This is a genomic window from Martelella sp. NC20 (genome assembly GCF_013459645.1).
Lineage (GTDB): Bacteria > Pseudomonadota > Alphaproteobacteria > Rhizobiales > Rhizobiaceae > Martelella.
The window spans coordinates 1,887,597-1,903,561 of the sequence record NZ_CP054861.1 but is presented as its reverse complement, the minus strand read 5'-3'; the positions used below and the strand labels follow the sequence as shown (position 1 = coordinate 1,903,561).

Below are 15,965 nucleotides of genomic sequence, written 5' to 3'. Positions count from 1 at the left end.
ATCATACCAAGGCGCGAAGATGCTGACGCATCCCCGCCTTGAAGGAATTGCGAATTTCCCGATTGTCCTGGTGACTCGGGAATTCGCAAACGGAATACCAGCGGCCATTTTCAATGACCGCTGGTATCAGTCGGCTTCACGCAGCCGGTAGCCGACACCCGTTTCCGTTGTGATGTATTGCGGTTCTTCGGGGCTCAACTCGATCTTCTGGCGAAGTTGCCGGACATAGACGCGGAGATACTGCACATCGGCAGAGCTGCCCCAGACCGCCTCGAGCAAGTGCCGATGGGTGATAACCTTGCCCGCGTGCTGCACGAGAACGCGCAGGATGTCGTACTCCTTGGGCGACAGCTTAACCTCCTTGTCGCCGACCCTGACGATCCGCTTGACGAGATCGACGGAGAGCGCGCCGGTTTGGAATATCGGACGTTCACCCTGTTGCTGGAGCTTGTGACGTAAAGCGACGCGGATGCGCGCCGCCAGCTCCTTTGTGCCGAAGGGTTTGGTGACATAGTCGTCTGCGCCGAGTTCAAGCGCCTTGACGATGCCGGCTTCGTCGGTCCGGCTCGATAGAATGATGATCGGCAGTTCGAGTTGTTCGCTGCGCCACCTGGTCAGGAGTTCATGACCCGGCATGTCGGGAAGACCGAGGTCCAGGATGATCAGGTCCGGCTTGTCTGCAGCGACGCTCTCCATCGCATCCCTGGCATTCATCGCTTCAATGACCGTATAGCCCTCGACCGAGAGACCCACGCGCAATAGCTTTCGGATAGGCACTTCATCATCGACAACGAGTATCCTGACGGTCGGGCTGGTCATCGCACATCTTCCAATCTCGGCAGGTCCGCCGGAACAGGCATTCGGATCGTAAAGACGGCGCCACTGCGATCCGTCCTGTTGGCGGCCGCGATCGTGCCACCCATCGCCTCGATGAATCCCCGGCAGATGGAGAGGCCAAGGCCAGTGCCGGCGAGGACGTGATCGCGCTTGCGGGCACGATGAAAGCTGTCGAAGATCCGTTCCAGATCAGCCGATGGAATGCCTTGCCCTTCGTCCAGTATCTGGATCATCATCCATCGTCCGTCCTCCCAGGCCCGGATCCGGATCGTGGTTTCGGGCGGCGCATACTTCGCCGCGTTATCGAGGAGATTGAAGATCGCCTGCTCGAACAGGACGGGATCAGCCTTGAGCATCGGAAGGTCAGCCGGAACCTCGGTCCGAATTTTATGATGCGACAGCATCTTTTTCGCCCGGCGGAGCGCCGAGGCCACCATATCGTCGAGATATTGCAGTGAGGCATTGGGCTCCATCGCACCGGTCTCGATCCGCGACATGTCGAGGAGATTGGCAATGAATCTGTTCAATCGCTCCGACTCGTCGACGATGGTGGAAAGCATGTCGTTGCGATCCTGCTCAGGAAGCGCCGTCGAATAGTCGCGGAGGTTTCCGGCCGCGCCGAGAATGGCCGCAAGCGGGGTTTTGAGATCGTGCGATATCGATGCGAGCAATGCCGAGCGCAGCTTGTCGGCTTCCGCCGCCAGTTTGGCCTTGTCGACATCCGCGACAAGTTGAATACGCTCGATCGCGACCGCTGCCTGGTCGGCCAGTGCATCCAGCAACCGCTGTTCTTCGGGCGTGAGCAGTGGCCCCTCCTTGTCACTGTCCAGTCCGACAACGCCCACCGGCGTCTTGCCTGTCGTAAGGGGGACATAGAGGCGGGCGGCGCCCGGCAAGGTATCCGCCCCCCGTCCAGCCGGTCGGTTGTGCTCCCACGCCCAGCGTGCGGCCGCTATGTCGGCATCGCCCAGAGTGTCGTCAGGCGGTACGCCCGCCCTGACGGCCACAGTGCCATTCTCCGGCAGAAGGATGACGCAGCGCGACTTGAGCATGGTGGCCATCTGATGTGCCGCAGCCCAGAGCACGTCATCCAGCGTGCCTGCTCCGGCCAGTTTCCGGCTGAAAGAATAGAGAGATTCGGTCGTTCGCGCCCGTGCCTTGGCGGCAACTGTCTGCGCTCTGGCGCGAGCGGCGACGTTCGACACGATGACAGCCACGATCGTGAAAAAGACGACGGAGACAATCTCGCGCGGCCGCGAGATCAAAAATGTATGGTAAGGATTGGTGAAGAAAAAATTGTAGCAGGCGGCCGACAATACGCTTGCGTAGAGCGACGGCAACAGGCCGAACCATACGGCGACGGCCACAACACCCGTCAGGAAAATCAGCCCGATGTGCTCGACGCCGAGCCATGGCCAGAGGACCATGCCGAAGCCGATCGCCGTGGCAACGACCATCGTCGACTTCAGATAGGCCGTCCAGTCCGGGCGCCAGCGCGGTTCCGCGACCGCAACGGACGCCCTGGACGCCAGCACGCCCGTCTGCTTGCTTCCGGCCACCACATGAACGCTGATGTCGCCGGCATGACGGACAAGCTCGTGCACAACGGAACCGTGCAGGATTTCGAACCATCGGGACCGGCTGCTCTTGCCGATGACGATATGTGCAATGTTGTTGGCGCGGGCATAGGCAACCACTTCGGCGGAGATGCGACCATCTCCGCCAGGAACGGTCACTGCATCCCCTTCGAGATTCTGGGCCAGACGCAGTGCCGCCGCTACCCGGTCCCGGCCATCGTCATCCAGATCCTGAGTGCGCCGCCCCTCGACATAGATCGCAACCCATGGCGCATGCAGTCGGTCCGCGAGCCTTTTGGCGTAGCGCACAAGCCCTGCCGAACGCGGATCCTCGCTGACGCAAACGAGGATCCGTTCGCCCGCGGGCCATGGACCTTCGATAGCGCCCTGACGCATCTGGGAGAGCAGTTGCTGGTCGACGCGCTGGGCGGTCTGGCGCAAGGCCAGTTCGCGCAGCGCCGTCAGGTTGCGAGGAGAGAAATAGTTCTCGATCGCGCGTTTGGCCGTCCTGGGAACATAGACCTTGCCTTCATTCAACCGTCTGATCAGGTCGTCGGGCGTAATGTCGATGATCTCGACATCATCGGCCTTGTCGAGAATGGAATCGGGAAGCGTCTCCCGCACCCGGATACGCGTGATCTGCGCGACCACGTCGTTCAGGCTCTCAAGATGCTGGATATTGAGCGTGGTATAAACGTCAATGCCATGATCGAGGAGTTCCAGAACATCGAGATACCGCTTGGGGTGACGGCTGCCCGGCGCGTTGGTATGAGCCAGTTCATCGACAAGCACCAGTGCAGGATTGCGCTCCAGCACCGCATCCAGATCCATTTCCTCAAGGATCCGGCCCTTGTATTCGATCCTGGTCCTTGGAACGATATCGAGGCCGCGCACCAGGGCCTCTGTTTCCTTCCGGCCATGGGCTTCGACCACGCCTATGACGACATCGTCGCCGTCGGACTTGCGGGCCCTGCCGGACAGCAGCATCTCGTAGGTCTTGCCGACCCCGGGCGCGGCGCCCAGGAAGATCTTGAGACGACCGCGTGTCTCCTGTTCCGCCTTTTCCAACAGGGCGTCAGGAGAAGGTCGTGTTGTGTCGCGCGCTAACTCTTCCGAACCCATCTCGTTATTCCCGCCATTTTGAGGCAATCAAATGCAAGAGCCAAACAATACAATAGCTTATTGAACATTCGGCCGCCAATTTTTCCGGTGTGGGTGCGGTCGGTTGCTCCAAAATACCGCCTCCAGGCTCGCAATCTGCCGACCCCGGAGACGGCATTGATGGTTAGGTCAACGCATGGGTACGGTGTGATCGGTCTGCGGACAAACACCTGGGCCCATGCGTTCGACACCCGTCAACGTCCCGGCGTTCAGTTGATCGCATCCAGCGCGATGTTGAGCTCGAGGACGTTGACGATGCGGTCCGGGGTCATGAAGCCGCCCGGCGAGAACGCCTCCCTGTAAACCAGCCCCTCAACCTGTGTCCTGTCCAGTCCACGTGCCTCAGCGATCCGGGAGACCTGATAGAGCGCGCCTTCCTCGGAGATATGCGGGTCAAGACCTGCTCCGGAGGCGGCCGCAAGGTCGGCCGGCAGCGGATTGTCCGACGTCGCGCCGTAGCGTTCCACCAGATCGCGGCCGCGGTCAGCGATATCGGTGCTCGTCGGCGACTTGTTGCTGCCGCCGGCGCCCGCGCCGTCATAGTCGACGGCTGACGGCCTCGGCCAGAAGTAGCGCGGTTCGGTGAAGGCCTGCGCCACCTGGCGACTGCCGACGACTTGACCGCTCGCTCCGACGATCAGCGAACCATTGGCCGTGTCGGGAGCGATCGCCTGAGCCACGGCCCAGACGGCGGTTGCATAACCGGCGACACAAATCAGCATGGTCGCCGCGGCGATGCGAATACTTGAGAGAAGAAGCTGCATCTTTCGGATCTCCGGATCAGTTCATGAACATGACGTGTTCGGCAATCGGGCCGAGCGTCGCCGCCGGGAAGAAGGTGAGCGCGCCGATGACGAAGATCGTCGAAGCGAGCATCGCGGCGAAGACACCGCTTTCGACGCTGAGCGTTCCGCTCGATTCGACGCTGCGCCGTTTGGCCGACAGCGAGCCGACGATCGCGAGCGGCAGGATGATCGGGATGAACCGCGCGAGCAGCATCACGATTCCGGTCGCGATGTTCCACGGCACGGTGTTGTCGCCCAGCCCCTCGAAGCCGGAACCGTTATTGGCGCTGGCCGACGTGAACTCGTAGAGCATCTCGGAAAAGCCATGCGGGCCGACATTGTTGAGCGTAGCAGCACCCCACGGCGTCGCCGCGAAGATGGCGGTGCCCCCCAGAATGAAGAAGCCGTGCGCCAACAGCGCGAACAGCGCGAACTTCACTTCCCGCGCTTCCACGCGCCAGCCGAGATATTCCGGGGTGCGCCCGATCATCATGCCGGCGATGAAGACGCCGACGACGATATAGAGAAACATGTTGATCATGCCGACGCCGACGCCGCCGAAGGTGGAATTGAGCCACATGCCGACCATCGGCATCAGTCCGGTCATCGGATTGAGGCTGTCATGCATGGCGCCGACAGAGCCGTTCGAGGTCGACGTGGTCAGCACCGACCAGAGCGGACCGCCGGTAGCGCCGAAGCGCAGTTCCTTGCCCTCGAGATTGCCGACGGTCTGCTCGATCGGCAGGTTGGCGAAGGCTTCGGTCGGCGCGGATTCGAAATAGACCGCGCCTGTGATCTTGACCAGGATGAAGCCCAGCATCACCGCGAAGATCACCATGGCATGTCGTTTGCGCTCGATGATCCGGCCGAACATCCACACACAGGCCATCGGGATCAGGATGATGGCGACCATCTCGATAATGTTGGTCCAGAAGCTGGGGTTCTCCAGCGGATGGGTCGAGTTGGGACCGAAGAAGCCGCCGCCATTGGTACCGAGTTGCTTGATCGACACGAAGGCGGCGACCGGACCGCGCGCAATGGTTTGCTGTACGCCTTCCAGCGTGGTCGCCACGGCCGCCCCGTCGAAAGTCATCGGCACGCCGCCAACAACCAGCAGGATTGCAAAGACGAAGGCGACCGGCAGCAGGACCAGAAAGGACGCGCGCTGCAGGTCGATGAAGAAGTTGCCGAGCGGCTTTCCGGCAAGCCCGCGGGCGAGCGCGGCGAGCGCCGCGATACCGGTGGCCGCCGACACGAACTGCAGCCACATCAGGCCGCCGAGCTGCGACAGGTAGCTGAGCGAGACCTCGCCGGAATAGTGCTGCAGGTTGGTGTTGGAGGTGAAGGACGCCGCCGTGTTGAAGATCAGGTCGCCGGAGAGCGCTCCCTTGCCGTCGGGGTTGAGCGGCAGAACCTGTTGCAGGGCAAGGAAGCCGAAGGTCACAACGAACATGACGACGTTGAAGACCAGCATGGCGACCATGTAGCGCTTCCAGTTCTGGTCTTGCGCGCATACGGAACCACCGACCGATTGAAACAGGCGGGTGAGGCCGCGGGCCTCGCCCTTGTTCGGGTCCATGGCCCATTTCATGTAGCGGCCGAGCGGCCAGGAGATGAGCGCCGTGCCTCCCACGATGAGGACGACGAAGAGAACGGATTGTGTCAGCATCGGTAAGTCTCCGACATCGTTGAAAGGTCAGGCGCGGTCGACGGCATTGGTCATGACGAGCAACAGCCCGAAGACCGCCAGGCCGAGAATGAGATAGAGGATGGTCATGTGCCGAACTCCTTGTGGTCAGGCGAGGCCGATGGCGGTGATGGCGAGGTCGATCGCCTTGATGCCGATGAAGGGCGCGATCAGGCCGCCAAGTCCGTAGATGAGAAGGTTGCGCCGCAAAAGCCCGTCCGCGCCGATGGCCTTGTAGGCAACGCCCTTTAGCGACAGCGGGATGAGGGCGATGATGATGAGAGCGTTGAAGATGATCGCCGACAGGATCGCGCTTTGCGGCGTTGCCAGCCCCATGATGTTGAGTACAGCGAGCTGCGGATAAAGCGCGATGAACATCGCCGGGACGATCGCGAAATATTTCGCGACGTCGTTGGCGATCGAGAAGGTGGTCAGCGCCCCGCGTGTCATCAGAAGCTGCTTGCCGATCTCGACGATCTCGATCAGCTTGGTCGGATCGGAATCCAGATCCACCATGTTGCCGGCTTCGCGCGCGGCAACCGTGCCGGTGTTCATGGCGACGCCGACATCGGCCTGGGCAAGGGCAGGGGCGTCGTTGGTGCCGTCGCCGCACATGGCGACGAGCTTGCCCTTGGCCTGCTCCTCGCGGATCAGCGTGAGCTTGTTTTCCGGCGTGGCTTCGGCGAGGAAGTCGTCGACGCCGGCCTCGGCGGCGATCGCCGCCGCCGTCATCGGATTGTCGCCGGTGATCATCACCGTGCGAATGCCCATCCTGCGCAGCTCGGCGAAACGCTCGCGTATGCCGCCCTTGACGATGTCCTTGAGATGGATGACGCCGAGCAGCACGCCATCCTTGACGACCGCGAGCGGTGTTCCGCCGCTCCTGGCGATGTCGTTGGCGATCATATCGAGTTCGCGCTTGCTCTCGGCGCTGGCGCGCGTCGATCCGTTCGCGGCCGATGCCTGTTCGACATATTTGAGAACGGCGTCGACGGCGCCCTTGCGGATCGACGACCCGTCAAGGTCGACGCCCGACATGCGGCTCTGCGCGGTGAACGGCACGAAAGACGCGTGAAGCGACTGCATGTCCCGTCCGCGAATGCCGTATTTTTCCTTGGCAAGCACGACGATAGAGCGGCCTTCCGGCGTCTCGTCAGCGATCGAGGCGAGTTGCGCCGCGTCGGCCAGTTCCTGTTCGGTGACACCCTTTACCGGACGAAATTCGGTTGCCTGGCGGTTGCCGAGCGTGATCGTTCCGGTCTTGTCGAGCAACAGCGTATCGACGTCACCTGCGGCCTCGACGGCGCGGCCGGACATGGCGAGCACATTGAAGCGCACGAGACGGTCCATGCCGGCGATACCGATCGCCGAGAGCAGCGCGCCGATCGTCGTCGGGATCAGCGTTACGAACAGCGCCACCAGTACGATGATCGGAATGGACCCGCCGGCATAGGCGGCGAAGGCGGGGATCGTGGCCGTCGCCATGACGAAGATCAGCGTCAGACCGGCAAGCATGACGTTCAGCGCGATTTCGTTCGGCGTCTTCTGGCGCTCGGCGCCCTCGACCAGGGCGATCATGCGGTCGATGAAAGTCGAGCCCGCCTCGGCCGTGATCCTGACCTTGATCCAGTCGGACAGCACTTGTGTGCCGCCCGTTACCGCCGAACGGTCGCCGCCGGATTCGCGGATGACCGGTGCGGACTCGCCCGTGATTGCCGCCTCGTTGACCGAGGCGATGCCCTCGATGATCTCGCCATCGGACGGGATGATCTCTCCAGCCTCGACCAGGACGACGTCGCCCGTCTTCAGGCTCGTGCCCGGCACGAGCTTCGTCTCGTTGCTGTCCGGATCGGCGAGGAGTTTGGCCTGGGTCTCGGTGCGAGAACGGCGAAGCGAGTCGGCCTGCGCCTTGCCGCGCCCCTCCGCGACCGCTTCCGCGAAGTTCGCGAACAGGAGCGTGAACCAGAGCCATAGAATGATCTGGAAGGAAAAGCCGAGATCCGCTGCGCCGGTGGCGACGTCCTTGAGGAACAGCACTGTCGTCAGAACCGAGACGACGCCGACAACGAACATCACCGGGTTCTTCGCCAGCGTTCGCGGATTGAGTTTCCTGAATGCGCCCCCAAGCGCGGGGACAAGGATGCGAGCATCGAACAGGCTCGCGGAATTGGACTGGCTCATGCGTGACTCCAGCATGTTGTTTGTGATGGTGGCCCCGGCCTTCAGCCCTACCCGAAAAGCTCAGCACCAAGCCGGGCGACGAGCGCGAGCAGCACCATCGCCACGGTCATGGCGAGGATGATGTTCGATGCTCGGAGCGGCTTTTCCGCTGTCAGGAATTCGGATCGCGGATTGAAGGATTTGCGGATGTGGCGGAGCCATGTTCCGATGGCCCGCACCGCCGGTTTCATCGGACTGGACCTTCGGGAAATCAGAAGCGTTCCGGCCGAAGCAGTGCGTAAATCAGATAGGCGGCGACAAATAGCGTCACCGCTCCGCTAAGAACGTATTCCAGTATCATTTGACACCTCTTCTCGTATGCGGGGCCTGTGTTTGCTCTCCGCATTTCCAATGCAGGTCGTCGCCAGGCAATTGGGGGCGGTACGAACGTGCCCATAGTCCTATTTCCGCCCCCGCCGATCACCGATCGTGGCAAGAATATGGCGCTAAACCGCATAAAGGTTCGAGAGTGGCGAAGAGATCAAGACATAAAAATCTCATATGAAAAGCGCGAATTTTCGATCGGCCGGGGGGCAGAGAGAGGTGCTCGCCTGCTCGAAGTGTCGATGAGTTGCGGCTTGTCCGAACCGTTGTTGTGGGCCGGTCGCAATGGACGAGCATCATCGTCCACAGCGTGCTGATGACCTCCAGCGTGTTCCTGGCTCTGGTGATTGCCCACCTGGCGCTTCGTCTCGATCATCAGGCCACTTTGACCGTGACATTTCTGACGCTCGGGTTTGTCCAGCATTGGCATATCCTCGACATGGCCGGCAGATCGGCCGGTCTGCTGAACAATGACCTCACTCGAAATCCCTGGGGTTTATCAAGTTAAATGTCCGGCTCGGGTGGAAAACGGACTGGCAGGTATCGGGCAACTACGTTGGGAACGCTGACCTTCATAGGGTCAACGAGCTTCGGCGGTAAAGCGCCTCCATTTCGGACGATCAATCAGCCAGTTACGTATCCCGAAATCTGCCATGCGCTGCGACGCGGCAAACGTCGAGGTTGCGGCGGATGGCTAACTTTTGTTGCGATGCAGATGAATGGCGGCTTTCTGAAGCTGACCGCAGGAATCGGGTGTCGAAGTAGCTGAGTATTTCATATCCGTCAGTCTCCAATTTAAGGAGAACACTTGTGGGAATATTACAGGATAAAGTTGCAATTATCTCCGGCGCGTCATCCGGCATCGGCCGTTCGGCCGCGTTGCTTTTTGCCGCTGAGGGCGCATGCGTGGTTTTGAACGCGCGTGGGAAAGCGGCTTTGGAGGACGTCGCGAAGCGTATCCAAGAAACAGGCGGACGCGCGCATTTAGTTGCCGGCGATGTGAGTTCGGCTGAAACACATGAACAACTGGTCGCGGAAGCCGTGCAGGTTTTTGGAGGTCTTGATATCGCCTTCAACAATGCCGGGACCGTGGGTGCCTTAAAACCGGTCGCTGAACTGGAATCCGAAGAATGGATTCAAACGATCGCCACAAACCTGAACGGTGCATTTTTTGCGAGCCGTTATCAGATACCGGCAATGCTCGAACGCGGAGGCGGCTCTATTGTTTTTACCTCCAGCTTTGTCGGCACGAGCGTCGGTTTGCCAGGGATGAGTGCCTACGCCGCCGCAAAAGCAGGACTGATGGGCTTGGTCAAAGGCATCGCGGCGGACTATGGCGTAAAAAATATACGGGCCAACGCCCTTCTTCCGGGCGGCACAGACACGGGGATGGCGGGCGATCAATCGCAGAAAGATTGGGCCGCCGGTCTCCATGCGATGAAGCGAATAGCCCAACCAGAAGAAATCGCGCAGGCCGCGTTGTTTTTGGCGGGGCCAGCATCGAGCTTCGTGACAGGTTCCGCGCTATTCGCGGACGGGGGAAATTCGGCGGTGAAATAGGCGCATCTTTCACTGCGGTCGTTTGAGCTGAACGGCTCGAACGACCAGTCCGGGTCGAAAGCGGTTCCAAGCCCATGAAGCGTGAAGGGCCGCCTAGCTCATGATCTGAGTTCAAACCCGCCGGTCCGGACACGGCCCCGACCAAGTCGACCGTTGGGCGTGCTAGGAACGGCGGCTTTCGGGAAGCTGTCCTTGACTTTGGAACGACAGAGACGAGGTCGGCTCCCGCCAGTCCTGGATTGTTGCCCAAACGGCCAGTTGGGGGTGGAAACCTGCCGTTCCCCACGGTCGGGCAACGAAGGCGGCTATGCAGACGAAACTGCCGTTCGCCAGAAGTCCGTTTTCGCGCCTCGATCCGACCCCGTGGAATGCATGGTCGGCCAATCAGCCAAGGGGGGCAAATCGCGGCAAGCGCCTGCGCGGCTTCGTGTCGCCTGGCACTTGAATGGGTTCTTCCTCACCTGGACTGGAGCGGTGGCAGTATTCGTGCCCTAGAGGAACTGCCGGAACCGAACCACGGCAACGGCCTCAGTCCTCGGTCAGGCGATGGCGCTCTTGAAGTCCTCTGCGGTCGCGCCGGGCAACGTCTTTGCAGTCTCGCGCGCATAACGTGCCGGCGATATCCCGACATTGCGCAGAAACGCCACGCTGAAGGCGCTTGCCGAGCGGTACCCTACCTGCCGGGCAATTTCGCCGACACTGCACTCCTGCTTGCGAAGCAGATCCTTGGATAAGGCCAGCCGCCACGCCGTCAGATATTCCATTGGCGCCATTCCCACGGCCGACAGGAAGCGTTGATGGAAACCCGACCGCGACAGGGCAGCCTCGCGCGCAAGTTCGGCCACCGTCCAGCCATGCTCGGGCCTTGCATGCATACCCCTGATCGCCGCGGACAACCGGTCGTCCGACAAGCCGCGCAACAGCCCCGGAGAAGCGCCAAGCTCGACCGAGGAGCGCAAAGCCTCGATCAGCAGGACTTCCAGCAGATGCTGCAGCACTGCCTCACGGCCCGGCTTGCTGCTTGCTGCTTCGTCGCCCAGCAACTGCATCAGCATGGCGAGGCGATACTCGCCGCGCACCACGATCAGTTCGGGCAGCAATGATGACAGCAGCGTCGCATCATTCGACCGGAATATACAGTAGCCCACCAGAGCCCGCATATCGACCGGACCATCCGCACTGCCGACACGATAGCCGCCGCCGGGCAGGATGACCGGATCGATCACCATATCCTTATCTGTACTGGGTACTTCACTCCACATCATGAAGTCCTGCGCCCAGGGGATGAGGATGAAATCGCCCGCATTGACGAGGACCTCTTCGCCCCGTTGGTCCCCGTAGCGCATGCTTCCTTTGAGCACGGCGACATAATATGGATTGGGCGATTGCGTCCGCCGCACGCGCCATGGCCCTGATCCGGTGACGCACTTGGAAAACGGCGCGCCTGGCTGAAGCAAGCTAACAATCTGTGCGAGGGGATCCGCCATTATGGACTCATTCAAAATTTTCTTGGACACTTGAATATAGATTGTCCAGTCGCCCGTGGCCATCTCCTGTTTAGCCAATCAGGAACAGGACCCTTCCATGACTGAAAACTCACGCATCGCACTCGTCACCGGCGCCAACCAAGGCATCGGGTTGCAAATAGTGACCGACCTCGCTGCCAGCGGCCTGACGGTGCTGCTCGCCTCGCGCAATCTGGAGCGCGGCAAAACGGCAGCACAAGCCATCGCCGGCGATGTTCACCCCATTCAGCTCGATGTCACCGACGAAGCGTCGATTCATGCCGCCGCGGCACAGGTCGAACAGCAGTTCGGCCGCCTTGACATTCTGGTCAACAATGCCGCGATTTCCCGAGCCAATGGCGCGGAGAGCGAGACCATGCAGGACTATATCCAGCGCTCGCGGGCAACGCTCATCCCGGTCGATGAAGTTCGAGCCATCTGGGAGACCAATGTCTTTGGCGTCCTCGCCGTCACCCAGGCCTTCGTACCCCTGCTGCGCAAATCGGAAGCGGCAAGCATCGTCAACGTCTCGAGCGCTCTCGGCTCTCTCACCATCAACTCCACGCCCAATCCCTACCGGGCGACCTTCAACCCCGGTTATGGCGCCTCCAAGACCGCGCTCAATGCCATCACGCTGGCCTTTGCCATCGATCTTGAAGCCGAAGGCATCAAGGTAAACGCGGTGACGCCCGGCTTCACCAGCACCGCCCTCAACAATTATGAAGGCACCGAAACTGTCCAGCAGGGTGCCGCGGAGGCCGTCCGCGTCGCGCTGCTCGGCAGTGACAGCCCTACGGGCACCTTCACCGGATCGGTCAATGAAAGCTACCCCTGGTAATTGCCTCAGGGTCGCCGGCGCGATGCCGGCGGTCCCCGAGCGGTTGACAGTCTAGGATAGACATGGTGTCCGAGCTATAATGCGGATGCGCGCTGGTCCCAAGTTCGGCCTGCGCTCAATGAACTCGCCGAGATGTATCTTTCGCTGCGAGATTCACCAGACTTCCTGCAACAGCTCGACCAGGCGCTACGGGCCTCCAAGGGCGACCCACGCCCGTTCATTACCTTGCCAATACCACGACCCAGACCGGGGGAGCCGCGCGGCGTGGCTGCACCGGAAGCAGGCAACAACGCGGCCGCCGACAACCGTGAGCCGGAGATCGGCAGGTGGCATCCGGTTTTCCACTGCGGCCTGCGTCGATATCGTTTCAGCAGGATTCCAGAAAACGGCTATCCTATCAGGAAAAGATCACAAACCGCAGGTTCCGTGATGGGGCGCTCTTGTTTCGCAATATCCGAAGTTGTTGATTACCTGTATCAATTCGAAACGGCAAGTTTCGATGCACGTTGAAAGGCACGGGAAATCTATGGCTGAATTCAAACGCGGTACTCTGGCCGTTTTCGTCGGAGTCGTTGGTCTGGCGCTGGCATTTGGCGCTGCCGCCAAATCGCAAGTCTCTCCCATGCCGACTGACAGTGCCCGCTCCTATGCCGCTCTGTCGAACGGCACGTCTTCGACCTTGGGGGACACGATGAAACTGAGCCGCACATCGGCAAGTTTCTCGAGGCTCGAAGGCGAAATGAAGCTGCAGTATATCGATGTCTGGAACAGCGGCAACGACGCTGAATTCGGCGGAAATGTATACAAGGTACTCAACGCCGACACGTTTTTCTCGCAAAACAAGAAGAAGAACGGCTTTTGCGACCAGCCCGTGCGGTGGCTTACCGTCAAGGATATCAGCGGTCAGATCGGAGATGGGGCTGTTCGCATCGGGATGCTCAGTATCGATGACTGGCGCAAATACAAGCCGGACGCCTTGGGCGCCTGCAGTGCCGACACATATACGCTGGATTAGCGTCGGTCTTTTCCGGATTGTCTCGCATGAAGGCACGGAATGAACCGAAAGCTCATCGCTGTAGTGCCAGGCGAACAAGAGCGTTGCTTGCACCATTCGTCTGACATCCGGAGCTTTCCTATGCACACCATTTTCATTATTCTTGGCGGCCTGGTTTCGATGGCTCTGATCTACGGGATCGCCCTCTGGCTCAACGCCTCCTTGCGCCGAGCTTTCCTGATCTTCGTCATTGTCTGGGCTGTGGCGGCATCGGTCAATCTCTGGATCGGCGTGGCCCATGCGGGTTACTCCGTGGCAGCAGAACTGCCCATATTTGCAGTGGTGTTTGGCGTGCCATGCCTCATTGGATGGTTCATTTCGTGGCGCCTGTCTTGACGCCCCGACGTCTCGACAAAGTATGATGTTGCTACGGCCCGCGATCTTGCAACGTGCGATGCCGTCGTAGACCAGAGTCAGGCGTCGGCGAATTTCAGGGATAATTATGAAAATTCGACAGGAAAGTTCCATCTCCAGCATTTTCCACCGGCTCGTCCCGACCGGTGCCCTGCGTGACCTCGCCCCGCAAGACACGCCCCGTGTTACGAATATGGAACTGTTCTTTGATCTGGTTTACGTCTTCACGATCATCCAGCTATCTCACTACCTGCTGGAACACGCCAGTTGGCTCGGAGCGCTGGAGTACGTAACGCTTTTTGCTGCCGTCTGGTGGGCATGGAACTATACGGCCTGGGCCGCGAACTGGGTAAACCCCGATCACCCCAGCGGACGCGGACTGATGATCGTGCTGATGGGCTGTGCACTGCTGATGGCGGTGGCCGCGCCACAGGCCTTCAGCGACCGTTCAGGCCTGTTTGCTTTTGCCTATGTCGCCATGGCTCTGATCCGCGCGGCCTACATGGTCTTCGTGTTTCGCGGACAGGTAATGGCGCGCAACTATTTCCAGCTTGGAGCATGGAGCGCGATTTCCGGCGTGTTCTGGATCGCCGGCGCCTTTTTCGCACCCGCCCGGCTCGAGCTATGGATACTGGCCGTCCTTATCGACTACGCCGCGCCTTACGCCGGGTTCTGGCTACCCGGAAAGGGCGCTACGCCGATGTCGAGCTGGACACTGAAAGGCCTGCACCTGTTTGAGCGCAACCAGCTGATTTTCATCATTGCGCTTGGCGAATCCATACTTCTTCTGGGCGGCTATCTGGTCAGCCACGACATCCATGCAGACACCGGTTTTGCCGCTCTGATCGGCTTTCTGCTGATCGTGACGCTGTGGTGGATCTATTTTGTCGACCTTTCTGAACCCGGAGAGCATCGTTTCAAACGTGCAACAGATCACACCAGCCTCGCCCGCGCAGGTCTCGCCTATGCACACGGTGTCGCCGTTTGTGGTGCAGTCATCACAGCGGTCGCCATCGAAATGATCGTGGCGCATCCGCACGACGCAATCCACGGCGAAACCGCACTCATCGCCTTTGCCGGACCATCGGCGTTTCTTCTCGGATGCACGATCTTCCACCGGGTCACGGCAGAGCGGCTGCGCGCCCTCTATCTTCTGGCCGTGGTCGCATTGGCCGCATGGGGCTGGACCGCTTTGCTCCTGCATCTCAACGGACTTTGGCTCGGCGCCGGCATTTTACTGATCATGGTGGTCATGGCCGCCCTTGGCCACCGGAAGGCGTGTTGAGATGCTGTCGCTTCCCACCGCCCGCAACAAGGTGGCGGCCAACGCATGGTTTCTGGCTGCGATCCTGATCCACAACCTGACCTACCCTTTGTCAGCGGCGGGCGGCCCCTGGCCCGCGCTGTTCTACGGTTTCTACGCGGCGATTTTCGTGGCGGCGACGTGGGCATTGACCGATTTCAAGCCCCTGCGTTTCTTCGTCGGGTGCGCCGGACTGGCGGTCTTCTCGGCCGGCATACTGAACTCATATGCCCCCTCTTCCGGCGCGGCGCTGGCCGTCTACCTGACCTCCATCGCCTATCACCTCGGCATGATTGCGGTGTTGGCCCGCTACACCTTCGGAACGCGCACGGTCATGACCGATGTACTGCTCTCGGCCACCTCCCTCTATCTGGTAATCGGGTCGGGTTTCGCGGCCGTCCTGGCCCTCATTGAATGGTGCGCTCCAGGTTCCTTCATTGCCAGTTCGGGGACAGAGATCGACTGGCAGCAGATGGTCTATTTCAGTTACGTAACCCTCACCACCCTGGGCTATGGCGACATCACTCCGGTGGGCTTCTACGCCCAGTCCTTCGTCACCTTCGAAGCGATCGGCGGCACGCTCTATACCGTAATCCTGCTTTCGCGGCTGGTGGGCATGCATGCCAGCAGGGGATAGCCTCCACCAAAGTCAGGGTTCAAAAAAAGGCAATGTGAACAGTCACAGAGGCGGCAAGTTTGAGGCGCTTCAAATACGGCCTGGAGAGCCGTCGACCTGAACAACCACTAGGAAACCGCCCCT

General features: G+C 60.5%; 17 protein-coding genes. 8 read left to right on the top strand and 9 right to left on the bottom strand.

The features are described from left to right. Positions 1–126: 126 nt before the first annotated feature. The 8 genes from HQ843_RS09170 to HQ843_RS09135 form a co-directional block, all read right to left on the bottom strand. On the bottom strand, positions 127–819 hold the full coding sequence (locus HQ843_RS09170; RefSeq protein WP_180898681.1) for a response regulator transcription factor: 693 nt from the start codon (positions 817–819) through the stop codon (positions 127–129). Then, a complete protein-coding gene (locus HQ843_RS09165) occupies positions 816–3,536 on the bottom strand; it encodes a sensor histidine kinase (protein ID WP_180898683.1) in 2,721 nt (906 codons plus the stop codon). The genes HQ843_RS09170 and HQ843_RS09165 overlap by 4 nt, the downstream gene beginning before the upstream one ends. A 248-nt stretch (positions 3,537–3,784) precedes the next feature. After that, the gene (locus HQ843_RS09160) at positions 3,785–4,339 is read right to left on the bottom strand and encodes a potassium-transporting ATPase subunit C (RefSeq protein ID WP_180898685.1); all 555 of its coding nucleotides are present in this window, start codon (positions 4,337–4,339) and stop codon (positions 3,785–3,787) included. 16 nt (positions 4,340–4,355) lie between these two features. Continuing rightward, positions 4,356–6,029, bottom strand: a complete 1,674-nt coding sequence (gene kdpA, locus HQ843_RS09155) for a potassium-transporting ATPase subunit KdpA (protein ID WP_180898686.1) — start codon at positions 6,027–6,029, stop codon at positions 4,356–4,358. 126 nt (positions 6,030–6,155) lie between these two features. Then, positions 6,156–8,228, bottom strand: coding sequence for a potassium-transporting ATPase subunit KdpB (kdpB, locus tag HQ843_RS09150; RefSeq protein WP_180898688.1), 2,073 nt, complete (start codon positions 8,226–8,228; stop codon positions 6,156–6,158). Between the two features lie 47 nt (positions 8,229–8,275). Further along, positions 8,276–8,458 (bottom strand): hypothetical protein, encoded by a 183-nt coding sequence (locus HQ843_RS09145; RefSeq protein ID WP_180898690.1) that lies wholly within the window; start codon positions 8,456–8,458, stop codon positions 8,276–8,278. A 20-nt stretch (positions 8,459–8,478) separates the two neighbouring features. Beyond that, on the bottom strand, positions 8,479–8,568 hold the full coding sequence (kdpF, locus tag HQ843_RS30010; protein ID WP_180898692.1) for a K(+)-transporting ATPase subunit F: 90 nt from the start codon (positions 8,566–8,568) through the stop codon (positions 8,479–8,481). 180 nt (positions 8,569–8,748) lie between these two features. Next, positions 8,749–9,015, bottom strand: coding sequence for a hypothetical protein (locus HQ843_RS09135; RefSeq protein WP_180898694.1), 267 nt, complete (start codon positions 9,013–9,015; stop codon positions 8,749–8,751). A 386-nt stretch (positions 9,016–9,401) separates the two neighbouring features. Here HQ843_RS09135 and HQ843_RS09130 point away from each other — a divergent pair, with 386 nt between their 5' ends. Both HQ843_RS09130 and HQ843_RS09125 read left to right on the top strand, forming a co-directional pair. Beyond that, positions 9,402–10,151, top strand: coding sequence for an SDR family oxidoreductase (locus HQ843_RS09130; protein WP_180898696.1), 750 nt, complete (start codon positions 9,402–9,404; stop codon positions 10,149–10,151). 307 nt (positions 10,152–10,458) lie between these two features. Further along, positions 10,459–10,596 (top strand): hypothetical protein, encoded by a 138-nt coding sequence (locus HQ843_RS09125; RefSeq protein WP_180898698.1) that lies wholly within the window; start codon positions 10,459–10,461, stop codon positions 10,594–10,596. A 94-nt stretch (positions 10,597–10,690) separates the two neighbouring features. Here the strand turns inward: HQ843_RS09125 and HQ843_RS09120 are convergent, their stop codons facing one another. Then, a complete protein-coding gene (locus HQ843_RS09120) occupies positions 10,691–11,716 on the bottom strand; it encodes an AraC family transcriptional regulator (protein ID WP_371822050.1) in 1,026 nt (341 codons plus the stop codon). A gap of 19 nt (positions 11,717–11,735) precedes the next feature. On the opposite strand from HQ843_RS09120, the gene HQ843_RS09115 reads away from it, so the two are divergent. The 6 genes from HQ843_RS09115 (at position 11,736) to HQ843_RS09090 (ending at position 15,842) form a co-directional block, all read left to right on the top strand. After that, positions 11,736–12,494, top strand: a complete 759-nt coding sequence (locus HQ843_RS09115; RefSeq protein WP_180898700.1) for an SDR family NAD(P)-dependent oxidoreductase — start codon at positions 11,736–11,738, stop codon at positions 12,492–12,494. Between the two features lie 132 nt (positions 12,495–12,626). Then, the gene (locus HQ843_RS09110) at positions 12,627–13,004 is read left to right on the top strand and encodes a hypothetical protein (RefSeq protein ID WP_180898702.1); all 378 of its coding nucleotides are present in this window, start codon (positions 12,627–12,629) and stop codon (positions 13,002–13,004) included. A 16-nt stretch (positions 13,005–13,020) separates the two neighbouring features. Further along, positions 13,021–13,509: a hypothetical protein gene (locus HQ843_RS09105; protein ID WP_180898704.1), complete on the top strand. Its 489-nt coding sequence runs from the start codon at positions 13,021–13,023 to the stop codon at positions 13,507–13,509. A 120-nt stretch (positions 13,510–13,629) separates the two neighbouring features. Continuing rightward, positions 13,630–13,884: a hypothetical protein gene (locus tag HQ843_RS09100; protein ID WP_180898705.1), complete on the top strand. Its 255-nt coding sequence runs from the start codon at positions 13,630–13,632 to the stop codon at positions 13,882–13,884. Between the two features lie 106 nt (positions 13,885–13,990). Further along, on the top strand, positions 13,991–15,187 hold the full coding sequence (locus HQ843_RS09095; RefSeq protein WP_246710328.1) for a low temperature requirement protein A: 1,197 nt from the start codon (positions 13,991–13,993) through the stop codon (positions 15,185–15,187). Position 15,188: 1 nt separating this feature from the next. Further along, a complete protein-coding gene (locus HQ843_RS09090; RefSeq protein ID WP_180898707.1) occupies positions 15,189–15,842 on the top strand; it encodes a potassium channel family protein in 654 nt (217 codons plus the stop codon). Positions 15,843–15,965: the final 123 nt, after the last annotated feature.

Excerpts from the sequence above, each read along its gene's own strand:
- HQ843_RS09170 (WP_180898681.1), bottom strand. The coding sequence starts at position 819 with ATGACCAGCCCGACCGTCAGGATACTCGTTGTCGATGATGAAGTGCCT.
- HQ843_RS09165 (WP_180898683.1), bottom strand. The coding sequence starts at position 3,536 with ATGGGTTCGGAAGAGTTAGCGCGCGACACAACACGACCTTCTCCTGAC.
- HQ843_RS09160 (WP_180898685.1), bottom strand. The coding sequence starts at position 4,339 with ATGCAGCTTCTTCTCTCAAGTATTCGCATCGCCGCGGCGACCATGCTG.
- kdpA (WP_180898686.1), bottom strand. The coding sequence starts at position 6,029 with ATGCTGACACAATCCGTTCTCTTCGTCGTCCTCATCGTGGGAGGCACG.
- kdpB (WP_180898688.1), bottom strand. The coding sequence starts at position 8,228 with ATGAGCCAGTCCAATTCCGCGAGCCTGTTCGATGCTCGCATCCTTGTC.
- HQ843_RS09145 (WP_180898690.1), bottom strand. The coding sequence starts at position 8,458 with ATGAAACCGGCGGTGCGGGCCATCGGAACATGGCTCCGCCACATCCGC.
- kdpF (WP_180898692.1), bottom strand. The coding sequence starts at position 8,568 with ATGATACTGGAATACGTTCTTAGCGGAGCGGTGACGCTATTTGTCGCC.
- HQ843_RS09135 (WP_180898694.1), bottom strand. The coding sequence starts at position 9,015 with ATGCTGGACAAACCCGAGCGTCAGAAATGTCACGGTCAAAGTGGCCTG.
- HQ843_RS09125 (WP_180898698.1), top strand. The coding sequence starts at position 10,459 with ATGCAGACGAAACTGCCGTTCGCCAGAAGTCCGTTTTCGCGCCTCGAT.
- HQ843_RS09115 (WP_180898700.1), top strand. The coding sequence starts at position 11,736 with ATGACTGAAAACTCACGCATCGCACTCGTCACCGGCGCCAACCAAGGC.
- HQ843_RS09110 (WP_180898702.1), top strand. The coding sequence starts at position 12,627 with ATGTATCTTTCGCTGCGAGATTCACCAGACTTCCTGCAACAGCTCGAC.
- HQ843_RS09105 (WP_180898704.1), top strand. The coding sequence starts at position 13,021 with ATGGCTGAATTCAAACGCGGTACTCTGGCCGTTTTCGTCGGAGTCGTT.
- HQ843_RS09100 (WP_180898705.1), top strand. The coding sequence starts at position 13,630 with ATGCACACCATTTTCATTATTCTTGGCGGCCTGGTTTCGATGGCTCTG.
- HQ843_RS09095 (WP_246710328.1), top strand. The coding sequence starts at position 13,991 with ATGAAAATTCGACAGGAAAGTTCCATCTCCAGCATTTTCCACCGGCTC.
- HQ843_RS09090 (WP_180898707.1), top strand. The coding sequence starts at position 15,189 with ATGCTGTCGCTTCCCACCGCCCGCAACAAGGTGGCGGCCAACGCATGG.